Raw genomic sequence first — 22446 nt, forward strand, 5'->3', positions numbered from 1 at the left:
TTGCCTGCTTACATTTCCATTCCGTTTAGGATATCAATTTTAGCATCCCCATCAACATTAACAACAAACCTGGCAGGAACGATATTCTCTGAATCCAGCGTTGATGCGAGAACCTCATTCCCAGATGCATGCCTGCCCGCAAAAAAGCGCCGCTGAATAAAGCGATCACAAGCGCCGTCAGCAACGACGGATAGCCAAGCAGGGATGCCCCGATCCCTGCGCCGAACGCATCAAGCGACAGCGCGGCTCCGAGCCATGCCGCTTCGGCCGCGCTGATGCTTCCCGAGCGATCGATATCGGCAGCGGAAGGCGTCTTCAATATTTGAATGACTAGGCCGAGCCGGCGCAGCTGGATGCGGATGAGCGGCTTCGATTCCGCCCGGCCGATCCATTCCTTCAGATCCTGTGGAGGAATCGGCTTCATGCCGCCCCCGCTTCGGCCCGAGTCGGGCGCATCCTCCTTCTTGCGGAGCAGCTGGACAATCGCCCAGGCCCCGATCGCAATCAAAATAACCGATCCGGTCCACTGCGCCGCGGCCGGCGATACGTACCGCACCAGGAGCCCTCCCGCCTGCATCGACAGCCAGATGAACATTCCGGAGCATATCGAAATGATTACGATCGAAAATATCGGGATGCGCACGCGGCGCAGACCGTAAGTCATTCCGACTCCGAAGCTGTCAAGGCTCAACGCAAAAGCCAAGACGAACATGGACGCTGCTTGGATTAGCATCGCATTTCCCTCCCTGCTCAGCGAGAACCGGCCGCGCCAAGGCGCGGGCTTCCCGCCGGTATATCCCATCATATGGGCAATAGCGGAGAGGGGTGAATGCTAATTGGGGCGTTGGGCATGCTTCTGGCAGCGCGGGCAATAATGCGTGCCTCTGCCGCCGACAACGCTCTTTTCAATGATCTGGCCGCAGCGGATGCACGGCTCGCCTTGACGCCCGTACATTTGAAGCTGATGCTGGAACATGCCCATCTCGCCCTGTCCGTTAACGTAGGACTTGATCGAGGAACCTCCGGCCTCTACCGCCTCGGTCAACGTCGATACAATCGCTTCGTGCAAGCGGACGCATTCCTCGTCGGTCAGCTCGTCCGCCGGCCGCTGCGGATGAATGCCTGCCCGGAACAACGCTTCATCCACATAGATATTCCCGATGCCTACCACGACATGCTGATTGAGAAGCACCGGCTTAATGAAGCTGCGGCGCTTGCGCAGCAAAGCGGCCAGCGCTTCGGGCGTGAACCGATCCGAGAGCGGCTCCACTCCCAGCTTCTGCAGCGGCGGCATCCCCCATTCCTCATCGCGCCGGAACAGATGCATCGTGCCGAACTGGCGCACGTCCTTGTACCGCAGCTCGCTGCCGTCCGTTAGATGGAAGATGACGTGGGTATGCTTCTCCACCGGCTCTCCCGCCTGGAACAGGCCGTAGCGCCCTTCCATTCGCAGATGAGACACCAGTGTCAGCCCGTCCAGCAAAATGCGGAGGAACTTGCCCCGCCGCTCCACTCGTTCAATCGTATGTCCGCTCAATGCGTCGCAGAACTCTTCTATGTTCGCAGGACGCTGGATGATGCGGGGAAGCGTAACGGTCACGCGCTCGATCGTCTTCCCCGCCACCAGCGTATTTAATGTCCTTTTGACAGTCTCCACTTCCGGCAATTCCGGCATGTCAATCACCTCTCGTTGTCCATTATACCGAATCTTGTCCTCCAGCGGAGTCCTGGTCTTAATTTACTTCGCTTCGTACCAATTGCTGCCGGAGCTGACATCGGCGCGAAGCGGCACATCGAGCTTCAAAGCCGCTTCCATGACTTCCGGCACCAGCTTCTTCATCGTGTCCACTTCCTCTTCCGGCACCTCGAACACCAATTCGTCATGCACCTGAAGCAGCATCCGGCTCTTCAGGCCGAGCTCCTTCAGCTTGGCATCCATCTGCACCATCGCGAGCTTGATAATATCGGCGGCAGTTCCCTGGATCGGCGTATTCATCGCCGTCCGTTCCGCGAACGAACGAAGATTGTAGTTCGATGCGTTGATATCCTTGAGATATCGTCTCCGTTCCAGCAGCGTCGTGACGTAGCCGTCCTGGCGCGCCTGCTTGACGATATCGTCCATATATTGGCGTACGCCGCGGAAGACATGGAAGTATTGATCGATGAACGCGGCGGCTTCCTTGCGCGTGATATGCAGGTTCTGGGACAGACCGTAGTCGCTGATGCCGTACACGATGCCGAAGTTGACAGCCTTCGCCTGACGGCGCATATTGGAATCGACCTGGTCGGCGGAGACGCCGAATACGTCCATCGCGGTCTTCGTATGAATGTCCATGTCGTGGATGAACGCTTCTTTTAGCTTGCCGTCGCGGGAGATATGGGCCAGGACCCGAAGCTCGATCTGGGAATAGTCGGCGGCGACAATGTGCCAGCCCGGCTCCGAAGGCACGAATGCCTGACGAATTTGCCGCCCTTCCTCGAGCCGGATCGGAATGTTCTGAAGATTCGGATACTGGCTGCTCAGACGTCCCGTCGCCGCAATGGTCTGACGGTAATACGTATGCACCTTGCCCGTGCTCTCGCGCACTTCCTTCAGCAGCCCTTCAATATAGGTGGACTGCAGCTTGGTCATCTGCCGGTAGAGCAAGATGAGCGGAATGATGTCATGGTACGGCTCCAGCTTTTCCAGCACCTCGGCATCGGTCGAATATCCCGTTTTCGTCTTCTTGATGACCGGCAGGCCCAGCTTGTCGAACAGAATCTCGCCCAACTGCTTCGGCGAGCCAATGTTGAATTCCGTGCCGGCCAGCTCGTAGATGCGGGCCATCGTCTCCTCGATCTGCTGCTTGAAGTTCGTTCCCAAATCGTGAAGACTTTGCTTGTTCACCCGGATTCCCGTCTTCTCCATCTGTGCCAAGACCTTGGAGAGCGGCAGCTCCAGCTCGTAATAGAGCCGATTCATCTCTTGCTCTTCCAGCGCCTTCTCCATCACCGGCTTCAGCAGCCGGACGAGCTTAGCCTTGCGGGCCGCATGCTCTGCGACGACGGTCTTCTCCGGCACCTTGAATTTGGCTCCCTTGCCGTATACGGCGTCATTATCCCGAGAGGACGGCAGCCCGTACTTCACCGCGACGGACTGCAGCGTAGCCGAAGCATCCTCCGGATTGAGGAGATAGGCCGCGAGATGAACGTCGAAGACGGCTCCTTCCAGCGGAACATCTGCCCAATGAAGCACCAGCTCATTATAGTGGAGATCATAACCGCTTTTGGGACGCTGCCCGTCTCCAAGCCAAGCGCGCAGTTCGGCCGCCTCTTCGCTCTGCAACTCATCGGACGTCACATACCAGCTCTCTTCCTCTGTGCCGACGAGCAGGCCAATCAGCTCCGCTTGATGCGGATTATCGCCATGGGCTTCGACAATCAACACATCAGCGGCGGCGAGCGAATCATTCAACCCGTCCCACCCGCTTTCTCCGGCGAGACGGACATTAAGGCGTTCCGCAGAGAGCGATTCATCGACGGCCGCAGGCTTGTCTTCCCCACCGACACCCGCTTTTTCAAGCCGCTCGATAACGGATCTGAACTCAAGCTTGCGGAGAGCCGTCAGCGTCTCCGCCTGCAAGCCGCCGAACTTCATCTGCTCCGGCGGCAGATCGAACGGAACCTCCCGGAAAATGGTGGCCAGCCGCTTGCTCATCCGGGCATCTTCCGCATGGTTGACCAGATTTTCCTTCATCTTGCCCTTCAGCTCATCCACATGCTCCAGCACGCTCTCGACACTCGCATACTGATGCAGCAGCTTCAGCGCGGTCTTCTCTCCAATCCCTGGAACCCCCGGGATATTATCAGAGGTGTCTCCCATCAATCCTTTCAGATCGATAATCTGTTCCGGCTTCAACCCGTACTTCTCCTCTATCTCGGCCGGAGTATACTTCTCCACCTCCGTCACGCCCTTGCGCGTGAGCAGCACGGACACATGCCCCGAAGCGAGCTGGAGCATATCCTTGTCGCCGGTGACGACATACATCGTCTGACCCGCTTCATCCGCCTGGCGGGTCATCGTGCCGATGATATCATCCGCCTCGTAGCCCTCCAGCTCGAAATGGGCGATGCCCATTGCCGTCAGCAGCTCCTTCAGCAGCGGAAACTGCTCGGACAGCTCCGGCGGCGTCTTTTCCCGGCCACCCTTATAATCCTGATAGTCTCCATGGCGGAATGTCTCCTTGCCCGCGTCAAACGCGACCAGCATATGCGTCGGCTGCTCCTCCTCCAAAATGCGAAGCAGCATCTGCGTAAAGCCGAATACGGCATTGGTATGCAAACCTTGTGAGTTCGACAATGGCGGCATCGCAAAAAAAGCACGGTAAATAATGCTGTTGCCGTCGATTACGATCCATTTTTCCTTCATTAATAAACACCTCAATCCCGTCTCATGTTTTCATGATAGCATAGCGAGAACCCGAATAGGAAATCCAATATGAACGCGGCCCGAAGATCAGAAGCCGATTGGAAGTCTCTTGCAAGAATTGCCGATCTTTATGTGCAAGGCTCGCTCATCAATGCCATGTCGTATATCTTCCGACAGGTCAAGCTCAACCCTCCACATCCTTATACTCACTCGCCCAATGGGTCAGGTCACTCTTCAACTCCTTATGGTCAGTATCCCAACCGGTCAGGTCAATCTTCAACTCCTTATGGTCAGTATCCCAACCGGTCAGGTCACTCTTCAACGCATTATGCTCAATCTCCCGACGAGTCAGGTCACTCTTCAACTCCACTAACCCAGGCTCGTAATTCCTCCTTATAATGATTTCTTCAATAGCAATCTTCTGTTCTAGAAAATTACCCTCTACGCAATCTGCGCCGATGGGATAGCGTTCATAAGCGGAGCTGACACCGATTCCATCGAGTTTCCTGCGCCGTAGGGATAGCGAGCATAAGGCGCTGCTGACACCGATTCCACCGAGCTTCCTGCGCCGATGGGATAGCGAGCATAAGGCGCTGCTGACACGGATTCCCCCCAACTTCCTGCGACGATGGGATAGCGTTCATAAGGCGCTGCTGATACGGATTCCACCCAACTTCCTGCGACGAAGGTGTAATGGAAGAGTACGTTGCAAGTCCGATTTCTAAACCATGGGGATAATCAGCAGAAGACAGAGCAAATATAAAAACCGCCCGGATTCAGCTCCGGACGGTCCCAGCAAGAGGGCATCAACTATTCAGATCAGGACGTTCGTTGGTGACGAGATAGACGACCGACTCGCCGATATTGGTGGCATGATCGGCAATCCGTTCGATATAGCGGCCGACGAAGGTGAGCAGCATCGCCTGGGAGGCGTTGTGCGGATTTTCCAGCACGTAGCTGAGCAGTTCGCGGAAGATTTGGCTGTACAGCTGATCGACTTGATCATCGTCCTTCGCCATTTTGTAGGCCAGATCGATGTCTTCCTGGATATAGGCCCGAATCGAATCGGTAATCATCTGCTGGACAATCTCCGCCATGCGCGGCAGGTCAATGAGCGGCTTCATCAGTGTCTGACCTTCCATCCGCAGCACGACCTTGGCGATGTCGATCGACAGGTCGCCCATCCGCTCCAAGTCGCTGGAGATGCGGAAGGCGACAAGGATGCGCCGCAGATCTTTGGCGACCGGCTGCTGCGTCAAAATCAGCTTCGAGCCCAGCTCGATAATATCATCTTCCATCCGGTTCAGAGTCGGATCCTCGTTGATGATTGCCCGGGCGCGCTCCGCGTCCATCGTCTTCAATGATTCTATCGATTCGAACAGCGCGCGCTCCACGTGACTGCCCATTTGTTCGAGCAGGCGGCTGAGCTCATCCAATCCCAGATCGAATTCCCTGCGCTTAATCATCCTGATTTCCTCTCCTTTTTAGCCGAAGCGTCCTGTAATATAATCTTCCGTCCGCTTGTCGCTCGGATTGGAGAACAGCGTCTCCGTCTGATCGAACTCCACTACTTCCCCATTGAGGAAAAAGACAGTCTGATCCGACACGCGGGCGGCTTGGTGCATATTGTGCGTAACCATGACAATCGTATATTGATGCTTCAGTTCCTGTACCAGCTCTTCGATCTTCAGCGTCGAGATCGGATCCAGCGCGGATGTCGCTTCATCCATCAGCAGAATCTCGGGGTTCACCGCCAACGCGCGCGCGATGCAGAGTCGCTGCTGCTGGCCCCCGGACAGACTGAATGCCGACCGCTTCAAATAATCCTTCACCTCATCCCACAGCACGGCGGAACGCAGGCTTTGTTCGACGATTTCATCCAGCTTCGCCTTGTTGCGAATGCCATGGAGCCGCGGGCCGTAAGCAATATTGTCATATATCGATTTCGGAAAAGGGTTCGGCTGCTGGAAGACCATGCCCACTTTTTTGCGCAGCGTCTCGACATCGACTTCATTGCTGTAAATATTGGTTCCGGCAATCTCTACCCGCCCCTCGATGCGAGTGCCGGCAATCATGTCGTTCATCCGGTTCAGCGTCCGGAGCAGGGTCGACTTCCCGCAGCCGGAAGGGCCGATGAACGCGGTGACCGCCTTCTCGGGAATCGTCATCGACACGTTTTTGAGCGCATGGTAGGTGCCATAATACAAGTTCAGGCTGTCGATATTAATGATAGGCTTCAGATCCGTTACGGTCGTTGCCGGATTCTTCGTTATCGCCGCCGTCGTCATACGATCGTCTCCTTATCTGTTATTCTGATATTTGTTGCGGAGCAGCACGGCTGACAGGTTCAACACGATGAGCAGCGCCAGCAGCACGATGATCCCCGCTGCGGCCAACTCATGGAACGCCAGCTGCGGCCGCGACACCCAGTTGAAAATCTGAATCGGCATAACGGTGAACTGATCCATAATACTGTTCGGAAGAAAGGCCACGAACGTCAGGGCGCCGATCATGACAAGCGGTGCAGTCTCGCCAATTGCCCGGGACAATGCCAGAATGACGCCAGTCAATATGCCGGAGATAGCCGATGGCATAACCGAACGAGAGACCGTCTGCCATTTGGTCGCGCCAAGCGCGAACGAAGCGTCGCGCCGCGTCTTCGGCACCGCGCGAATCGCCTCTTGGGCGGATACGATAATGATCGGCAGCACGAGCAAGGTCATCGTGAGCGAGCCGGAGAGCAGGCTGCGGTCAAGCCCCATGCCGCGCACGAAAATCGTAAGCCCGAGAATTCCGTACACGATGGACGGAACCCCCGCCAATGTGCTGATATTCAACTGGATGAACCGGGTAAGAGCGTTCTTTTTCGCGTATTCTTCCAGATAGATTGCCGCTCCTACGCCAAGAATGAATGAGATGGGCGCCATGATGAGCACCATATAAATCGATCCGACGATCGCCGACTTCATCCCCGCAGCGGCAGGCCGGCGGGACGGGTAGTTCGTGAACAAATCGGCATTGAGCCGCGACAAACCGTCCATCATAATGTTGACGAGCAGCGCCATCAGCGCCACGATTCCAATCAAGGTAGCAATAACAAAAAGAATGTGTAGGCAAAAATCGATTTTCCGCCGGGTGCTGATCTGCTTGCGGTTCGCGTCTTGTAACATCGCCATCTGTCAATACTCCTCCCTAAACCGGCGTGCAACCCAAAGCGCCAATATATTAAGCAGAAACGTAATGATGAACAGCGTCATGCCGACCGCGAAAATCGTGCCGTATTCAATGGATCCATGCGGCGTGTCGCCCAAGCTGACCTGTACGATATACGCCGTCATCGTCTGAATGCTCTCCAGCGGATTGAACGTCAGCTGCGGGGTCGCCCCTGCGGCGACCGTCACGATCATCGTCTCGCCGATGGCCCGCGAGAAGGCCAGCACGGCGGAGGAGACGATGCCGGATAATGCGGCCGGCACGACAATCTTCAGCGCCACCTCGAAGCGCGTGGCCCCGAGGGCGTAAGCCCCGTGGCGCAGGCTGCGCGGCACCGCCGTCATCGCGTCCTCGCTCAGGGAGGAGACCATCGGGATAATCATGATGCCGACGACGATTCCGGCGCTGAGCGCATTGAACACGCCTGTGCTCGGGAAGATATCCCGGATGATCGGCGTGACGAAGGTGAGGGCGAAATAGCCGTAGACAATGGTTGGCACGCCAGCCAACACTTCCAGAACCGGCTTGACGATCTTGCGGACGCGATCCGGCGCGTATTCGCTCAGATAGATGGCGCTAGCCAGTCCGATCGGGATAGCGACCAGGCAAGCGATGAGCGTAACCAGCAGCGTCCCGCCGATAAGCGGCAGAATGCCGAACTCCTTCGGCTGAATGAGCGGGCTCCATCGGGTGCCGAACAGGAAGTCGGCGATGTTGACGCGGGAGAAGAAGTTCCACGTCTCCGAGAATAACGTATAGACGATGCCTATCGTCGTCAGAACCGAGACGGCCGCGCACAGGAACAGCAGCACCGGCACGATTTTGTCCGACAAATGCATTCTGCGGTTACGGAACGTCAGCTTCGCTTCTTGTTGCGGGACATTCGCCTGCATATGCTTAACCTCACTTTTAGCTTCATTTACAATTCGTTAACAATCACGCTATGAAAATGTGATGTCCCTAATTCAAGAGGATAAGAGACATCACACGTTCATCATCGTGTATGACTGCTGGTCGGAATTCCGGCGATTACTTCAACTGGTTCAACTGCTCGTCATATTTCTCTTGCGGCAGCGGCACATAGCCGACTTCCTCGGCAATGCTGCCTGCCGTCTGCAGGTAGTACTCGACATAAGCCTTCACTTCCGGCTTCTCCAAATGTTTCTTGCTTACGTAAATAAGGAGCGGACGGGACAATGGCGAGTAGCTTCCGTCTTTAATCGTCTCCAGCGTAGGAGCGACTGTCGCCGTTCCGTTATCGACGGGAACGAGCTTCAGTTTGTCTTGATTCTCTTCGAAGAAGGAGTATCCGAAGTACCCGATCGCGTTTTTGTCTCCGGCGACGCCTTGCACGATGGCGTTGGTGTCCGCGCTGAACGTAATCTGGCCGTCGTTGCGGCTTTCTTGCGCCTTGCCGTTAATCTCTTCCGTGAAATAGTCGAACGTTCCATGGTCCGCGCCCGGAGAGTAGATTTTAATCTCCTCGTTCGGCCAGCCTTCCCGCACATCGGCCCACGTTTTGACCTTGGAGTTTGGTTCATAGATTTTTTTCAGCTCGTCGAGCGTAATTTTGTCGACCCAAGTATTGTCCTTGTTCACCACAATGGACAAGCCGTCATAAGCTACCGTCAATTCCAAATATTCGATGCCGTTCGCCTTTGCGTCTTCCGCTTCCTTGTCCTTGATTGGGCGGGAGGCGTTGCTGATGGCCGTCTCGCCGGCGATGAACCGCTTGAAGCCGCCCCCGGTGCCGGACGTTCCTACGGAGACGCGGACCGCGCTGTGCTCCTTGCCGAACTCTTCCGCAATCGCTTCTGTCATCGGATAGACCGTGCTGGAACCGTCGATCTCGATCGTGCCGGACAATTTGTCCTCGCTGCCTTGATTTTCCGTATTGTTAGCGGTATTCGTCTGCGTTGATTCTGTTCCCGAATTGCCGGCTGCGTTCGAGGTCTCTTCTTTTTTGCCGCCGCATGCCGCCAGCGCGAATGCCATGACTGCTACCAAAGTAAGCAGCATGATTTGTTTGCCCCACTTTTTCAAGTAAATTCACTCCTTTGAATTGGTTCTCACATTTTCCGATAATAAGTTCGCTTGCTGCCTTACAATCTGAATCTTACAGCTTGTTTGTAAAGCCTGATTTGGAAGTATGTTAACGGAGTGTAAAAATTCAAGGCGGTGACGAGCGGCCGCGGAATACACATTTCACCAACGCCTTTCAAATGAAGTCAGGTGAGATTATGGAAGAAGTTGCGCTTCAAGAATGTAAATCCGAAATTTCAAATCGGGAAAATATTAGAGTGATTTTAGAAAGTGATTTTTTAAGCACAAGGTCCCATAAGTGGTCAACCTAGACTTCAGTTAGGCAAAAATTATAATAAACGACTGGGAAATCGATATTAAAAAGTGCAAGTTTTTTTAGAAAAAAAGAGTACGTGATCGCAACCACGGACTCCAAGACGAAACTGATTCTATTTTCGGGATTACGCTTTTGATTGAGTCGAAAAAGTAAAATGACGCCTCCGCCCCCACGCTAAAGGGGATGGAAGCGTCTGTATCCGTCAAAGTGCCCGTCAGCGTGACGAGTTGAAGCCTGGTAAAACGGAAAAAGACCCGGTTTATCCGTTTTGATCGACACATAATTCGATTTCATTGAAATCACGCTCTTGGAGTATAGGGGATACATGAACAATGGAATGAAAATTAATATGAAGCGGTATTGTAGTAATAATAACGTCAATGTCCATGCTTTTTATATCGCCTTCAATCATTTTTCTATCCACTTCACCTATAATCTCGAGTTTTCCGTCGAACTTTTTATTAATCCATCTCTTCATATAGATTTCCCAGCTTTTCTCTTTCCCTGTAACCAGCAGCGCTTTTTTCTTATTCATCATTTTTAGCCGTCCGGTTGCCGCTATCCGCATCGTTACTTTTGCGGCTTCTTCATCGGGCACATCGATGATTTCCAGTTTCTTTGCCCATTCGTTGTATGCTTTCTTCACGGAGAGAAATGTTTTTTTATAAGTGTTCTTTATATACTTGCAAGTCTCCTTTTCCGGCATTATTATTTTCGGGTATGGCTAATTTGATCCCTTTTCCCTTTTTCGAATAGATAGAAGCGTTTTGCGGCAATAAATCATTGAGAACTGATCCTTTCGAATTGTTTTACTGGAGCAATTCAGTTTTTGTTCAAGTTCAGAGAGAGTAACTCACTTCTTTTCCTCAGCAAGTATCTTCAACAATTTGATTTTACGGCTAATATCCTTTTCCATCTTGATTCACCTTAAGCGATGTCGTCCAGCCGATCACTGTCGAATCAGACTTCCAAGGCCAGATTATATAACAGTTCGACTTCGATGAGTGCAACCGATTCACTCATACACTCGGTACCTTATCGTAACATACTTCCCCGTGCGCCAGCGACGTTTTTTCACAGGGCGCCGCTTCAATCCCGCTCCGCCATTCGCTTCAATTCCGCATGCGCTGCCTGCGCCCGCTGCTCCACGCGCTGCGCGCAAGCGGCAATCTGCGCTATCCGCTCCTGATTATGCGCGATAGCCTGGAGCAGCTGCCCGAACCGCCCGCATGCCGCCTCCACCCCCGTCGCGGTCATTCCAACCTGCTCCCGAGTGCGCTCCCCCGTATGTATCGCCTCATTCAATGCTTGAATCATCTGGACCAGCGTCTCCTCGATCTGTCCGGCAGCCGCCTTCGTCAGCATCGCCAGCTTGCGCACCTCGGCGGCCACGACCTGGAAGCCCAGCCCGTATTCTCCGGCGCGGGCCGCTTCAATCGACGCGTTCAGCGCCAGCATCTGACAGGAATCGGACCAGCCGCGGATGACGCCGATAGAATCGGCTACGGCATGGGTATATTGCCGCAGATGCTCCATTTCCGCCGCCTGATCGTTCACCTGCTCCAATACTTGCTGAAAGGAGGAGGATACATGGTCGAGTGAAGTTTTGCCGGCCAGCGTCTTATCCATCATCGCGGACGCGTGCAGCTTGCCTTCCTCCGCCGCCTTCTTGACATATCCGGTCTCGCCCTGAATCGAATCGAACGCTTGGAGCGTCGATTGCAATACCGCTCTCTCCTTGCGCTCCGCATTGCGGCGCACGCGGGTAGAGAGCTCGGACAGCTGCTTGGCGGGCAGCACGCCGATATACTCCCTATCGCGTGTCATAATGAGGCTGTCATACATCCGCTCCTCCGGACGAGCCCCCGCCATCTCAAGCAGTTGGACCGGATCCGTCCCCCATTCCGCACAGGCCATGTCCCGATCCATCAGCCGGGATACAGGCTTCTCATGGTAGAGTGCCGGAGAGAACCGCTTGCTCATCCGCTCATGGAACCGTTCCCGCATCACCATCCCGATCGGCTGCCGGGCACCGTCCACGACAATAAGACAGCGCAGCGAGGCATCGGATAGGAACATTCGCTCTACCTCCTCAATCGGAGTCTGCGGATCAATGGCCGGTGCGTCATGAACCAAATCGCCGTACTCCCGGGCGGCGGCATGATGTTCGATCATCGGGGAACCGGTGTTCATGAGAGAAAACATAGGCGTAGTCATATAGCAGCACCCTTTGCGATAGATTTGTAAATCTGCTTCTTTAGTCCCAATGTAGCACGGGATTGTAAACGGTTTGCCCTGGCTATGTAATGAATTTGTAAAGGTCAGGTTAAATGTGAATTAAATCACAAGAAAATGCATAAGCGGCAGGGGAAATCGGAGAGAAGATCCGGGAGCGTGGATCCATGCGCAAGCATGAAGAACAGATCGAGCGAAAAAAAATGAGAGCGGAAAAGGTTGGAACTCAGTTGGGGCGGGTAAAGCGTGCATAAAAATAAAAACGAAGCGGGTAACGTCGAAGAGATGATTTATGAATGGCCTGAAGGAAGCGCATCCTTGTTTTCCTGCTTGCGAGTCCAAGCTTCAGATTTAGAAGAAATTTGTCATTTCTTCTAAATCTGTTTTTAGTGCTGGGTCTTCTTATGATGGACCAATTTGTAGCCGACGCCCCGAATCGAGTCGATCTGGACGGAGCGCTGGTTCATCTCCAGCTTCTTGCGCAGGGAGCTGACATGAACATCGACCGTCCGCTGTCCGCCGATGTAGTCGAAGCCCCATACCGCGTTCATCAGGTCGTCGCGGGTAATGACCATGCCCGGGCGCTGGACAAGATAGAGCAACACTTCGAACTCCTTCGGCCGCAGCGGGATCAGCTCATGATGCAGCGTCACTTCATACTTCTCCGGATAAATGCGAAGATCGCCTATCGCAATGACTTTGTCGTCCGTGTCCTCCGCCGCGGCCGGCTCGTCGCTCGATGCGCGGCGCAGGACGGCGCCGACGCGCGCCAGCAGCTCAGCGACGCCGAACGGCTTCGTAATGTAGTCGTCCGCCCCGCGCTTCAAGCCCTGCACGACTTCTTCCTCCGCATTGCGCGCCGTCAAAATAATGACGGGCGTGCGGATGCCGGCTTGTCTCAGCTTGGACAACACTTCAAATCCGTTCATGCCCGGCAGCATAATATCCAGTATGATGAGATCGAACTTGCGGTGCAGCGCCACCTGCAGCCCCTGGGAGCCATGGTCGATCACCGTCGTATCGTACCCTTCCAAGGTCAGATTATATGACAATAGCCGCGCCAATGTCGGTTCGTCTTCGATGACTAGTACTTTTCGTTCAGACATGATTATCCTCCGAAAGTCAATTCCTATCCTTGTGACTATACCGGTTCATACTTATACTCGCAACCCTATCGTAACATACTTCCGCTTGCCGAGGCGACGTTTTTTTCATGGGGAGCCCGCCGGTACGGCGGGCTGACAGGTCATGGCCCGCACTTATTGCTCTGCTCCGCCCGGCTGCCACTCCTGAAGCACGGGAAGCTCGATCGTGAACGTCGTGCCTACACCCAACTCGCTATCCACCCGTATCGTCCCGCCATGCGCATCGACGAGATGCTTCACGATCGACAGCCCGAGCCCGGTTCCGCCCGATATGCGGGATCGAGCCTTGTCTACCCGGTAGAAGCGCTCGAAGATTCGCGGCAGATCCTTCTTCGGAATGCCGATTCCCGTATCGGCGATCGTCAGCCGGATCCGCTCCACCTGATCCGGGTCATGCAGCGCCACAGCCCCTATCTTCACCTGTCCGCCCTCCGGGGTATAATTAATCGCGTTGGAGAGCAGGTTGAGCATAATCTGGCGCAGCCGGTCCTCATCCGCCTCGACGTACAAGTCCGGCTCGGTATCCAGCCGGACGTCGATGCGCTTGCTGGCCGCTTCCTTGCGCAGCATCTCCACCGTCTGCTCCAGGAAGGTCCCAAGCTCCACCGGCGAAAATTGCAGCACCGCCCGCTTCGCTTCGATCTTCGACAATTCGAGAATATCGCCGATGAGCCGGTTCAAGCGCTCGCTCTCCTCCTGAATAATCTGCAGGAAGGACTTCGCAATCTCCGGATCATGCATCGCTCCGTTCAGCAGCGTCTCGGCGAAGCCCTTGACCGCGGCGATCGGCGTCTTGAGCTCATGGGACACATTCGCCACGAATTCGGTCCGCATCCGCTCCAGCCGCCGAATCTCCGAGACGTCCTGCAGCACCAGCAGAATGCCCGCCCATTCCTGATCCGTAAAATATACCGGGACGACGGTCACATCCAGCAGACGCTCCTCCGGGTAGTAAATTGTCAACTCCTCATGACGCAGCAGCTTCTTCTCCTCGACTTCGGCCATCATCTGCTGCATCTCATATGGAGCCCTCACGTCGCTGAACGGGCGCCCGATCCATTCCCGGCTGCGGATACCGAGTATTTGCTCGGCCTTCCGGTTCAGCAGGGCCACCTTGCCTTCCGCATCGACCATCACGATCGCATTGATCATATGCTCCATGACCGTCTGCAGCCGGCTCTCGTTCTCGCGGATTTGCGACATCTGCACCTGGAGGCTTTCCGCCATCGCATTGATGGCGGTCCCCAGCTGCCCGATCTCGTCCTTCCCCGCCGCCTGGGCCCTCGCCTGGTAGTCCATCTGGGCGATGCGCATCGCGACGCGAGTCATATTCTCGATCGGACGCGTCAGATTGAAGGCAATCCGGTAGCTGACGATCCCGGCGATAACGAACAGGGCCGCGAGGCCAAGCGCCAGATACGCCCACAGTGCCCTGACGCTGCTCTCGACATGCTCCAGACTCATCGCCAGACGGATATATCCGTCGAAATTGACCGTGCTCACGGGACTGGCGACATAGAGCATGTTTTGTCCCAGCGTCTCGCTGTAGCGGATATTCGAGCCGATCCCTTCCCGCCCCGCCTTCACAATCTCCTCGCGCGACAGGTGATTGTCCATCTCGGCAGCCTTATGATCCGAATCGCCGACGACCGTGCCGTCAGCGAGAATAAAGGTGACGCGCGCGTCCGCGCTGTCATGAAGCTTGCGCGCCCAGCCGCTGTAATACGCCATCATGTCATCCAGGCTGCCCGGCTTAACCCAGGCGAGCGTCTGCTCGATAAGCATGATTTCCCGGGACATATTCTCCTCCAGCTGGCGGATATGATTGTGCTTGAAGGTCGACGCCATATAAATGCCCGCTGCCGTCACGGATATCCCGATCAGCAGCACAAAGATTAAAGTCAAACGCGTGCGAAACCGCGACATGCGCATCTCTCCACTTCATTCTCGAGGTTGTAGGTCTATGTTCCATCCTACCGACCGTTGCGCCGTTTGGCTAGACCGTCTTATGTAAAGGTTTTGTAAACCTTCGCCCCGAAGGCAGCGCGTTCTAACCTATTCTTTCCTAACAGGCAACCTTATCATTCCGACGTCCCGGATCAGAGCGCGTTCGGCGCCACGCCGCTCTTCCCGCAACACGCCCCCTGCTCCCGCCCGGCATTGACGATCGAAAAAAATCCCCGGCCGCGACCGGGGATCAAACCATAATTGCTTATACAAAGACAGGGTCCTTGAACTGAGCCAGCTTCTCGAACGAGCTGCGATCGACGTCGGCGTGCAGGCTGTTGCCGTGCGCATCCATCGTCACGATCGCCGCGAACCCTTCTACCTCGAGATGCCACATCGCTTCCGGGATGCCGAATTCGAGGAAATCGACGCCGTTCACTTGCTTCATGCATTCCGCATAATATTGAGCCGCCCCGCCAATCGCGTTCAGATAGACGGCGCCATGCTCCTGCAGCGCGGCCAGCGTCTTCGCTCCCATGCCGCCTTTGCCGATGACGGCGCGGATGCCGAATTTCTTAATGATATCGCCCTGGTACGGCTCCTCGCGGATGCTCGTCGTCGGTCCGGCCGCCTTGACATGCCAGCCTTCCTCATCCTTCAGCATGACCGGGCCGCAATGATAGATGACCGCCCCGTTCAGATCGACAGGCGCATCATGGTCCATCAAATATTTGTGCAACGCATCGCGCCCCGTATGCATCTCTCCGTTGATCACGACGACGTCCCCTACCTTCAGGGAACGAATCTGCTCCTCGGAGATCGGCGTGTTCAGGACGATTCGGCGGCTCTCGCTCTTCGCGGGCGCTTCTTCCGCCGCTCCTGCCGCTTCATCGGCCGCGCTGTCCATCGGAAGCTCGCTGCCTCGCTCGTACACCCATTCCTTAATCTCTCCGCTCGCGCTGTCGAGCAGGACGCCCTGCCGCCGATAGGCCCAGCAGTTGTAGGCGACCGATACGAAGAAGCTGGCCGGCAGCCGGTTCATGACTCCGATCTTGCAGCCAAGCAGCGTGACCTCGCCGCCGAAGCCCATCGTGCCGATGCCCAATCGATTCGCCTTGTCCATAATATAATCTTCCAATTGACGCAGCTCTTCAATCGGATTCGTATCATCGACCCGGCGGAACAACTGCTGCTTCGCCAGCTCGTAGCCCGTCGTCCGATCGCCGCCGATGCCGACGCCGATGAAGCCTGCGCTGCAGCCCTGCCCCTGCGCCTGATAGACCGCATGCAGGATGCACTTGCGGATGCCGTCGAGATCGCGGCCCGCCTTGCCCAAGCCCTCCAGCTCCGTCGGCAAGCTGTACTGGATGTTCTTGTTCTCGCAGCCGCCGCCTTTCAGGATAAGGCGCACCTCGATATCATCCCGCTCCCACTGCTCGAAATGGATCACCGGCGTACCCGGGCCCAGGTTGTCTCCGCTGTTCGCTCCCGTCAGCGAATCGACGGAATTGGTGCGAAGCTTGCCTTCCTTCGTCGCGCGGCTGACCGCCTCCTGAATGTCCCGCTTCATGACGATCTGGTTCGCGCCAACCGGAGTATGCACGATGAACGTCGGCATGCCGGTATCCTGGCAGATGGGGGATACCTTCGTCTCCGCCATCCCAATGTTGCGGGCGATTGTGCCCAGGGACAGTCCGGCGCGCGTGGCGGCGTCCTCGCGCGTTTGCGCTTCCCGGATCGCCTTGCGCACATCGCCGGGCAGATTGGTTGATGTCTCCACGATCAATTCATATACGCTCTGCAAAAACGATTTCATAAGCAAACCCAAGCCCCTCTCTTCGAATATCCCGCTGTCTCTCTGCTATGATCTGGCTGTATGTCGGGTTCCTCTGTATCTTCTCTGCTTCGGCCGATTCGACATGCCGCATGCGGCGTGAATCCGCTTCCTATAGTATTATAATAGCATAATAGAAGCGTCTGTCGAAGACTTCCGGAGGAAGTTAACCGAAGCTCGATCCGATGCCGGAAAGGATGAGAACGTATGGATCCTATCAAGGACGAGGCCCAACCCGGGCGCCCGGGCGGACATCATTTTTTTGCCTACATGTATCGCTTGAAGCATATCGAACGCTGGAGCCTGATGCGCAATACGACGAAGGAAAATGTGGCCGAGCACAGCTTCCACGTCGCGCTGACGACCCATATGCTGTGCACGATCGGGAATGAGGTGTACGGCAAAGCGCTGGATACGGGCCGGGCCGTCATGATGGCGCTGTTCCACGACGCGACGGAAGTGTTCACGGGCGATATTCCGACGCCGGTCAAGCATCACAATACGCGCATTCTGGCCAACTTCCGCGAGATCGAGCAATTGGCTGCCGAGCGGCTTGTCGGCATGATTCCGGCCGAGCTGCAGGCGGCCTACGCGCCGCTCATTAATCAGTCGCTCGATGAGGAGCTGAAGCGCTATGTGAAGGCTGCCGATCTGCTCGACGCCTACTTCAAATGCGGAAGCGAAGCGGCGGCGGGGAACCGGGAATTCGATGTGGCCCGCCGGCAGACCGAACACAAATTGCGGGCGCTCGGACTGGAGGAAGTCGACTATGTCCTTGCCCATCTCGCGCCAAGCTTCGACATGACGCTGGACGAAATGTCGCGGTCCGACACCTAGGCTCCGGCAGTTCCTTCTTCCTATCCCACGGACTGTTATGGTTTTGGAAATCATCCCGCGGTCTGTTAAAATTAAGGTAAAAATACAGCGAACATTGTCGCCGTCGGATAGGAAGAAAGGAAGAACATCATGCCATTATTCAATGTCACACTGGTTCATCGCATTTTTCGCGGGCTATGGGTAACCATCGTTACGCTCGGGATTATTTTTCTCTTCTATTATGGCTTCCCGATTATTTATCCGTTCTTGATCGCCTGGCTGCTGGCCTATATGATGAATCCGCTCGTACGGTTTTTGGAGAGGAGATGGAGGTTCCCGCGCTGGATCGCCGTAGCCTCCTCCATTCTGCTGTTCGCATCGATTATCGGGTTCGCGATCTTCGTCTTCACGACCAAGATCGTGGCAGAATCCTGGCATATCGTCAGCCTCGTGCAGGAGCAGATCGCGGAGTGGAGGAATTGGCTGAATGACTACTATCATTCCGCTGAATTCCAGGCGCTCCTGACCGATCTGAATGAGACGCTGACATCGATCGACTTGCAATCGTCGCTCTCGAAATACACGAGCGCGATCGCGACGACCGGCTCGGCCCTCGTCGCCTATTTATTCAACTTTATTAAAGCGACCGTGCTGTTCCTGCCCAAACTGGCGGTCATCACTGTCATTATTATGGTCGCTACCTATCTGATCAGCAGACAGTGGAATACGCTGGCGGCCGCGAGCAAGCAGATGGTGCCCGAACGGGTGCGCACCTCCCTTGGCGCCGTCATCGGCGATCTGCAGCATGCCATTTTCGGATATGTAAAGGGCCATATTATTTTATCCAGCATAACCGCACTCGTCTTTTTCCTCGGGCTGCTTGTTCTTGGCGTCGAGTACGCCTTCACGATCGCCATTATCGGCGGCATCGTTGATCTGATTCCGCTCATCGGCATCCCAGCCATTGTCGTCCCATGGGCCGTGTTCTCCTTCTTCGAAGGCAACCTGTTCCTGGGCACCGGTCTTCTGGTGCTGTGGCCGATCATCCTTGTCACGCGGCACGCCCTGGAACCGAAGGTGTACGGGGCCAGCATCGGACTGAACCCGCTCCTGCTGTTAATCTTTTTGTTCGCGGGACTTCACCTGTTCGGAGTGATCGGCATTTTCGTCGGCATCATCGCCCTCGTCATACTGACGGCGCTGCAGCGGGCTCATGTATTCCGCGATATCTGGCGGTATATTATGACCGGCTCCTTCTTCCCGGCCGCGCCTCCGGCACCTAAATAAGCAGCGCAGCTTCGCAAGGACAAGAAAGAGAGCGCCATTTTCCGGAATGCGCTCTCTTGCTTGGCAAAGCTGCCGTATCTCTTCAAGCCCCTTCTTACCGGAAGGAAGTGACCAGTCCATTCAGCAGCGTTCTAATATCATATTGATATTCGTTGATCGGGGCGATTGGCTTGTTCACGCCCAGCAGCGTATATACGGCGATTGTTGCGGATCGGACCGAATATTCTTCCGTAAAGACGACATCGTTCGGAACATGGTAGTGAAAAAATAATGCAAAAGGCCGTCCCATACGTCAAACTGCATGACGTACAGGACGGCCCTCCCTCATCTGCCTTCCGGTCAAATGTTGCGGTAGACCATCAATATAACCATGATGATGAACAGGATAAAGACGAGCGTACCGAACATCTGCGTCTTGTCAATCGCTGCCGTATTGGTCTGGCCGGCCTTCGCCGACTGCAGCGCAACCTTGATCTGCTTGCCCATAATTCCGCCTAGCGCGGCAATGGCGAGGAACACTACCATCGTCAAGATAATCCACAGCATGGAATAGCTGCCTTTGCCAATCATATAGCCGCCTGTCAGAAATTGCGCGATGAGCGCATATTGGGCAATCCGGTTCGCGGAATGAACGCCAAGCAGCAGCCCCTCCTGTCCCGATGCCGATACAAGCTTCAGCTTATTGACGACAAACGGGATGACCGCATAAATCCCCATCGCGACTGCGCCCAGAATGTGCAGCAGTACAAGAGCCGTGTACATAAGGAACATTCCCTCCATAGTCATGTGAAGTATGTAATATTGTTTCCTATTATACTAGACTCTCCCTCTGAACACAAAGAAAGATGGCCATTTCCAGGCCATCTTTCTGCATCTCGCTATAATATTTGTCACAATTTCGATTTATCCGGAGACAACTTTGATAACATTCCGTACGGACTCGGCCGATTTGTCCAATGCCGCCCGCTCTTCCGTCGTCAAGTCAATCTCGATCACTTTCTCGATGCCGTCGCCGCCCAGTACGGCCAAGACGCCCATGAACAGCTGGTCGTAGCCATATTCGCCTTCCAGGTAAGCGATGACCGGCAGAATGCGCTTCTTGTCCTTCAGAATCGCTTCGGTCATCTGAACCAGCGAAGCCGCCGGCGCATAGTAGGCGCTGCCGTTGCCAAGCAGATTCACGATCTCGCCTCCGCCGACGCGGGTGCGCTGCACGATCGCGTCAATGCGCTCCTTCGGAATCAGCTTCTCGATCGGCACGCCGCCGACATTCGTGTACCGAACGAGCGGCACCATGTCGTCGCCATGTCCGCCCAGCACGACCCCGCGCACATCTTCCACCGACACGTTCAATTCCTGCGCGATGAACGTGCAGTAACGTGCCGTGTCGAGCACGCCGGATTGGCCGATGACGCGGTTCTTCGGGAATCCGAGCGTCTTGAATGCCGCATAGGTCATCGCATCGACCGGATTGCTCAAAATGATGACGTAAGCATTGGGGCAATACGTTTTCACATTTTCGCAAACGGACTTGACAATGCCGGCATTCGTGTTGACGAGATCGTCGCGGCTCATGCCCGGCTTGCGCGCAACGCCCGCCGTAATGATGACGATGTCGGAATCCTTCGTATCTTCATAATTGGAGGTGCCTGTAATCTGGCTATCGAACCCTTGCACCGGGCTTGCTTCCAGCATGTCAAGCGCCTTCCCCTTGGTCGGATTCTCGAGCTGGGGGATATCCACCAATACAACGTCTCCAAGCTCCTTTTGGGCAAGCATCAAGGCAGTGGTGGCGCCGGTAAATCCTGCACCGACTACCGTAATCTTGTTGCGCCGAATAGCCATTCCGGTGACCCCCTATTTCATATGGTTAATGATATGATCAGCGAATTGCGAGCATTTCACTTCCGTTGCGTCGTCCATCAGACGGGCAAAATCATAGGTTACGGTCTTGTTGTTGATGGCCGTCTCCATGCCTTTGTAGATCAGGTCGGCAGCTTCCTGCCAGCCGAGATGCTCCAGCAGCATGACGCCGGACAGAATAACGGAGCCCGGATTAACGACATCCAGATCGGCGTACTTCGGCGCGGTTCCATGCGTCGCTTCGAAAATGGCATGTCCAGTCACATAGTTGATGTTCGCTCCAGGCGCAATGCCGATGCCGCCAACTTGGGCAGCCAACGCGTCGGACAAGTAATCGCCATTCAGGTTCAGCGTAGCGATGACGTCGAAATCCTTCGGACGCGTCAGCACTTGCTGCAGCGCGATATCGGCGATGGCGTCCTTGATGATGATCTTGCCGGCCGCTTCCGCTTCCGCTTGGGCCTTGTTCGCCGCGTCTACGCCTTCCGCTTCCTTGATGCGGTCGTATTGGCCCCAAGTGAACGTCTGCTCAGGGAATTCCTGTTCGGCCACTTCGTAGCCCCAGTTCTTGAACGCGCCTTCCGTGAACTTCATAATGTTGCCTTTGTGAACGAGCGTCACGCTCTTGCGCTTATGCTTGATCGCGTATTCGATCGCCGCGCGCACGAGGCGCTTCGAGCCTTCGGAAGAGACCGGCTTGATCCCGATTCCGGAAGTCTCAGGGAAGCGGATTTTCTTGACGCCCATCTCCTGCTGCAGGAAGGCAATCACTTTCTTCACTTCTTCCGTTCCGGAAGCGTACTCGATGCCGGCATAAATATCCTCGGTATTTTCGCGGAAAATAACCATGTCAACCAATTCCGGACGCTTGACCGGAGACGGGACGCCGTTGAAATAGCGGACAGGCCGCAGGCAGGTATACAGATCCAGCTCTTGGCGAAGCGCCACGTTCAGGGAACGGATGCCGCCGCCGATTGGCGTCGTCAATGGTCCCTTGATCGCCACGATATATTCACGAATCGCTGTCAGCGTATCATTCGGCAGCCATTCGCCGTATGTGTTGTAGGCCTTCTCGCCCGCGAACACCTCGTACCAAGCCAGCTTGCGCTCGCCCTTGTACGTATTCTCGACCGCGGCATCGAGCACCCGCTTCGACGCGCGCCAAATATCGCGGCCCGTTCCGTCGCCTTCGATGAACGGGATAATCGGATGGTTCGGCACTTGCAGCTTGCCGTCTTGAATTGTAATTTTCTCGCCTTCAGTAGGTAACTCGAACTTTTCCAATTGAACCATGGACGTTCCTCCTTAAGTAAATTGCCGCACCACCACGCGATGCGGC

At 55.3% G+C, this 22446-nt stretch carries 19 protein-coding genes; 2 read left to right on the forward strand and 17 right to left on the reverse strand.

From position 1 onward, the window contains the following. Window positions 1-25 precede the first annotated feature (25 nt). From L6439_RS19635 to L6439_RS19695, 13 genes are all read right to left on the reverse strand, one after another. Window positions 26-733: an MntP/YtaF family protein gene (locus tag L6439_RS19635; protein ID WP_213469540.1), complete on the reverse strand. Its 708-nt coding sequence runs from the start codon at window positions 731-733 to the stop codon at window positions 26-28. 99 nt (window positions 734-832) lie between these two features. Further along, window positions 833-1675 (reverse strand): DNA-formamidopyrimidine glycosylase, encoded by an 843-nt coding sequence (mutM, locus tag L6439_RS19640; RefSeq protein ID WP_213469541.1) that lies wholly within the window; start codon window positions 1673-1675, stop codon window positions 833-835. A gap of 63 nt (window positions 1676-1738) precedes the next feature. Continuing rightward, entirely contained in the window at window positions 1739-4408 is a 2670-nt protein-coding gene (gene polA / locus L6439_RS19645) for a DNA polymerase I (protein WP_213469542.1), read from the reverse strand. A gap of 806 nt (window positions 4409-5214) precedes the next feature. Continuing rightward, window positions 5215-5874 carry a phosphate signaling complex protein PhoU gene (gene phoU, locus L6439_RS19650; protein ID WP_168180710.1) on the reverse strand — a complete coding sequence of 220 codons (660 nt, stop codon included), beginning with the start codon at window positions 5872-5874 and terminating at the stop codon, window positions 5215-5217. An 18-nt stretch (window positions 5875-5892) separates the two neighbouring features. Beyond that, on the reverse strand, window positions 5893-6696 hold the full coding sequence (pstB, locus tag L6439_RS19655; RefSeq protein WP_168180708.1) for a phosphate ABC transporter ATP-binding protein PstB: 804 nt from the start codon (window positions 6694-6696) through the stop codon (window positions 5893-5895). 12 nt (window positions 6697-6708) lie between these two features. Continuing rightward, complete coding sequence (gene pstA, locus L6439_RS19660; RefSeq protein WP_213469543.1) at window positions 6709-7584, reverse strand: phosphate ABC transporter permease PstA; 876 nt, start codon at window positions 7582-7584, stop codon at window positions 6709-6711. Window positions 7585-7587: 3 nt separating this feature from the next. Continuing rightward, window positions 7588-8514 (reverse strand): phosphate ABC transporter permease subunit PstC, encoded by a 927-nt coding sequence (pstC, locus tag L6439_RS19665; RefSeq protein WP_168180703.1) that lies wholly within the window; start codon window positions 8512-8514, stop codon window positions 7588-7590. 136 nt (window positions 8515-8650) lie between these two features. After that, window positions 8651-9664: a PstS family phosphate ABC transporter substrate-binding protein gene (locus L6439_RS19670; protein WP_213469544.1), complete on the reverse strand. Its 1014-nt coding sequence runs from the start codon at window positions 9662-9664 to the stop codon at window positions 8651-8653. Between the two features lie 575 nt (window positions 9665-10239). Next, entirely contained in the window at window positions 10240-10626 is a 387-nt protein-coding gene (locus L6439_RS19675; protein WP_213469545.1) for a hypothetical protein, read from the reverse strand. A gap of 443 nt (window positions 10627-11069) precedes the next feature. Continuing rightward, window positions 11070-12197, reverse strand: coding sequence for a methyl-accepting chemotaxis protein (locus L6439_RS19680; protein WP_213469546.1), 1128 nt, complete (start codon window positions 12195-12197; stop codon window positions 11070-11072). 404 nt (window positions 12198-12601) lie between these two features. Continuing rightward, the gene (locus L6439_RS19685; protein WP_168180699.1) at window positions 12602-13321 is read right to left on the reverse strand and encodes a response regulator transcription factor; all 720 of its coding nucleotides are present in this window, start codon (window positions 13319-13321) and stop codon (window positions 12602-12604) included. Between the two features lie 153 nt (window positions 13322-13474). Continuing rightward, complete coding sequence (gene pnpS / locus L6439_RS19690) at window positions 13475-15286, reverse strand: two-component system histidine kinase PnpS (protein WP_213469547.1); 1812 nt, start codon at window positions 15284-15286, stop codon at window positions 13475-13477. 286 nt (window positions 15287-15572) lie between these two features. Then, the gene (locus L6439_RS19695) at window positions 15573-17123 is read right to left on the reverse strand and encodes a fumarate hydratase (protein WP_213469548.1); all 1551 of its coding nucleotides are present in this window, start codon (window positions 17121-17123) and stop codon (window positions 15573-15575) included. Window positions 17124-17348: 225 nt separating this feature from the next. On the opposite strand from L6439_RS19695, the gene yfbR reads away from it, so the two are divergent. After that, window positions 17349-17978, forward strand: coding sequence for a 5'-deoxynucleotidase (gene yfbR, locus L6439_RS19700; protein WP_168181703.1), 630 nt, complete (start codon window positions 17349-17351; stop codon window positions 17976-17978). Window positions 17979-18107: 129 nt separating this feature from the next. Beyond that, window positions 18108-19244: a sporulation integral membrane protein YtvI gene (ytvI, locus tag L6439_RS19705; protein ID WP_168181702.1), complete on the forward strand. Its 1137-nt coding sequence runs from the start codon at window positions 18108-18110 to the stop codon at window positions 19242-19244. 94 nt (window positions 19245-19338) lie between these two features. On the opposite strand, the gene L6439_RS19710 is transcribed toward ytvI, so the two are convergent. The 4 genes from L6439_RS19710 to icd all read right to left on the reverse strand — a co-directional run bounded on the left by L6439_RS19710 (window position 19339) and on the right by icd (window position 22400). Continuing rightward, complete coding sequence (locus L6439_RS19710) at window positions 19339-19533, reverse strand: hypothetical protein (RefSeq protein WP_213469626.1); 195 nt, start codon at window positions 19531-19533, stop codon at window positions 19339-19341. Between the two features lie 50 nt (window positions 19534-19583). Continuing rightward, complete coding sequence (locus L6439_RS19715; RefSeq protein ID WP_168181701.1) at window positions 19584-20006, reverse strand: hypothetical protein; 423 nt, start codon at window positions 20004-20006, stop codon at window positions 19584-19586. A gap of 141 nt (window positions 20007-20147) precedes the next feature. After that, a complete protein-coding gene (mdh, locus tag L6439_RS19720; protein WP_213469549.1) occupies window positions 20148-21089 on the reverse strand; it encodes a malate dehydrogenase in 942 nt (313 codons plus the stop codon). Window positions 21090-21101: 12 nt separating this feature from the next. Further along, window positions 21102-22400, reverse strand: a complete 1299-nt coding sequence (gene icd / locus L6439_RS19725) for an NADP-dependent isocitrate dehydrogenase (RefSeq protein ID WP_213469550.1) — start codon at window positions 22398-22400, stop codon at window positions 21102-21104. Window positions 22401-22446: the final 46 nt, after the last annotated feature.

Source organism: Paenibacillus dendritiformis, assembly GCF_021654795.1.
In the GTDB taxonomy this organism is placed as follows: domain Bacteria; phylum Bacillota; class Bacilli; order Paenibacillales; family Paenibacillaceae; genus Paenibacillus_B.

Excerpts from the sequence above, each read along its gene's own strand:
- pstB (WP_168180708.1), bottom strand. The coding sequence starts at position 6,696 with ATGACGACGGCGGCGATAACGAAGAATCCGGCAACGACCGTAACGGAT.
- pstC (WP_168180703.1), bottom strand. The coding sequence starts at position 8,514 with ATGCAGGCGAATGTCCCGCAACAAGAAGCGAAGCTGACGTTCCGTAAC.
- mdh (WP_213469549.1), bottom strand. The coding sequence starts at position 21,089 with ATGGCTATTCGGCGCAACAAGATTACGGTAGTCGGTGCAGGATTTACC.
- phoU (WP_168180710.1), bottom strand. The coding sequence starts at position 5,874 with ATGATTAAGCGCAGGGAATTCGATCTGGGATTGGATGAGCTCAGCCGC.
- pstA (WP_213469543.1), bottom strand. The coding sequence starts at position 7,584 with ATGGCGATGTTACAAGACGCGAACCGCAAGCAGATCAGCACCCGGCGG.
- L6439_RS19680 (WP_213469546.1), bottom strand. The coding sequence starts at position 12,197 with ATGACTACGCCTATGTTTTCTCTCATGAACACCGGTTCCCCGATGATC.
- L6439_RS19685 (WP_168180699.1), bottom strand. The coding sequence starts at position 13,321 with ATGTCTGAACGAAAAGTACTAGTCATCGAAGACGAACCGACATTGGCG.
- pnpS (WP_213469547.1), bottom strand. The coding sequence starts at position 15,286 with ATGTCGCGGTTTCGCACGCGTTTGACTTTAATCTTTGTGCTGCTGATC.
- mutM (WP_213469541.1), bottom strand. The coding sequence starts at position 1,675 with ATGCCGGAATTGCCGGAAGTGGAGACTGTCAAAAGGACATTAAATACG.
- L6439_RS19710 (WP_213469626.1), bottom strand. The coding sequence starts at position 19,533 with ATGGGACGGCCTTTTGCATTATTTTTTCACTACCATGTTCCGAACGAT.
- icd (WP_213469550.1), bottom strand. The coding sequence starts at position 22,400 with ATGGTTCAATTGGAAAAGTTCGAGTTACCTACTGAAGGCGAGAAAATT.
- yfbR (WP_168181703.1), top strand. The coding sequence starts at position 17,349 with ATGGATCCTATCAAGGACGAGGCCCAACCCGGGCGCCCGGGCGGACAT.
- L6439_RS19715 (WP_168181701.1), bottom strand. The coding sequence starts at position 20,006 with ATGTACACGGCTCTTGTACTGCTGCACATTCTGGGCGCAGTCGCGATG.
- L6439_RS19635 (WP_213469540.1), bottom strand. The coding sequence starts at position 733 with ATGCTAATCCAAGCAGCGTCCATGTTCGTCTTGGCTTTTGCGTTGAGC.
- ytvI (WP_168181702.1), top strand. The coding sequence starts at position 18,108 with ATGCCATTATTCAATGTCACACTGGTTCATCGCATTTTTCGCGGGCTA.
- polA (WP_213469542.1), bottom strand. The coding sequence starts at position 4,408 with ATGAAGGAAAAATGGATCGTAATCGACGGCAACAGCATTATTTACCGT.
- L6439_RS19695 (WP_213469548.1), bottom strand. The coding sequence starts at position 17,123 with ATGAAATCGTTTTTGCAGAGCGTATATGAATTGATCGTGGAGACATCA.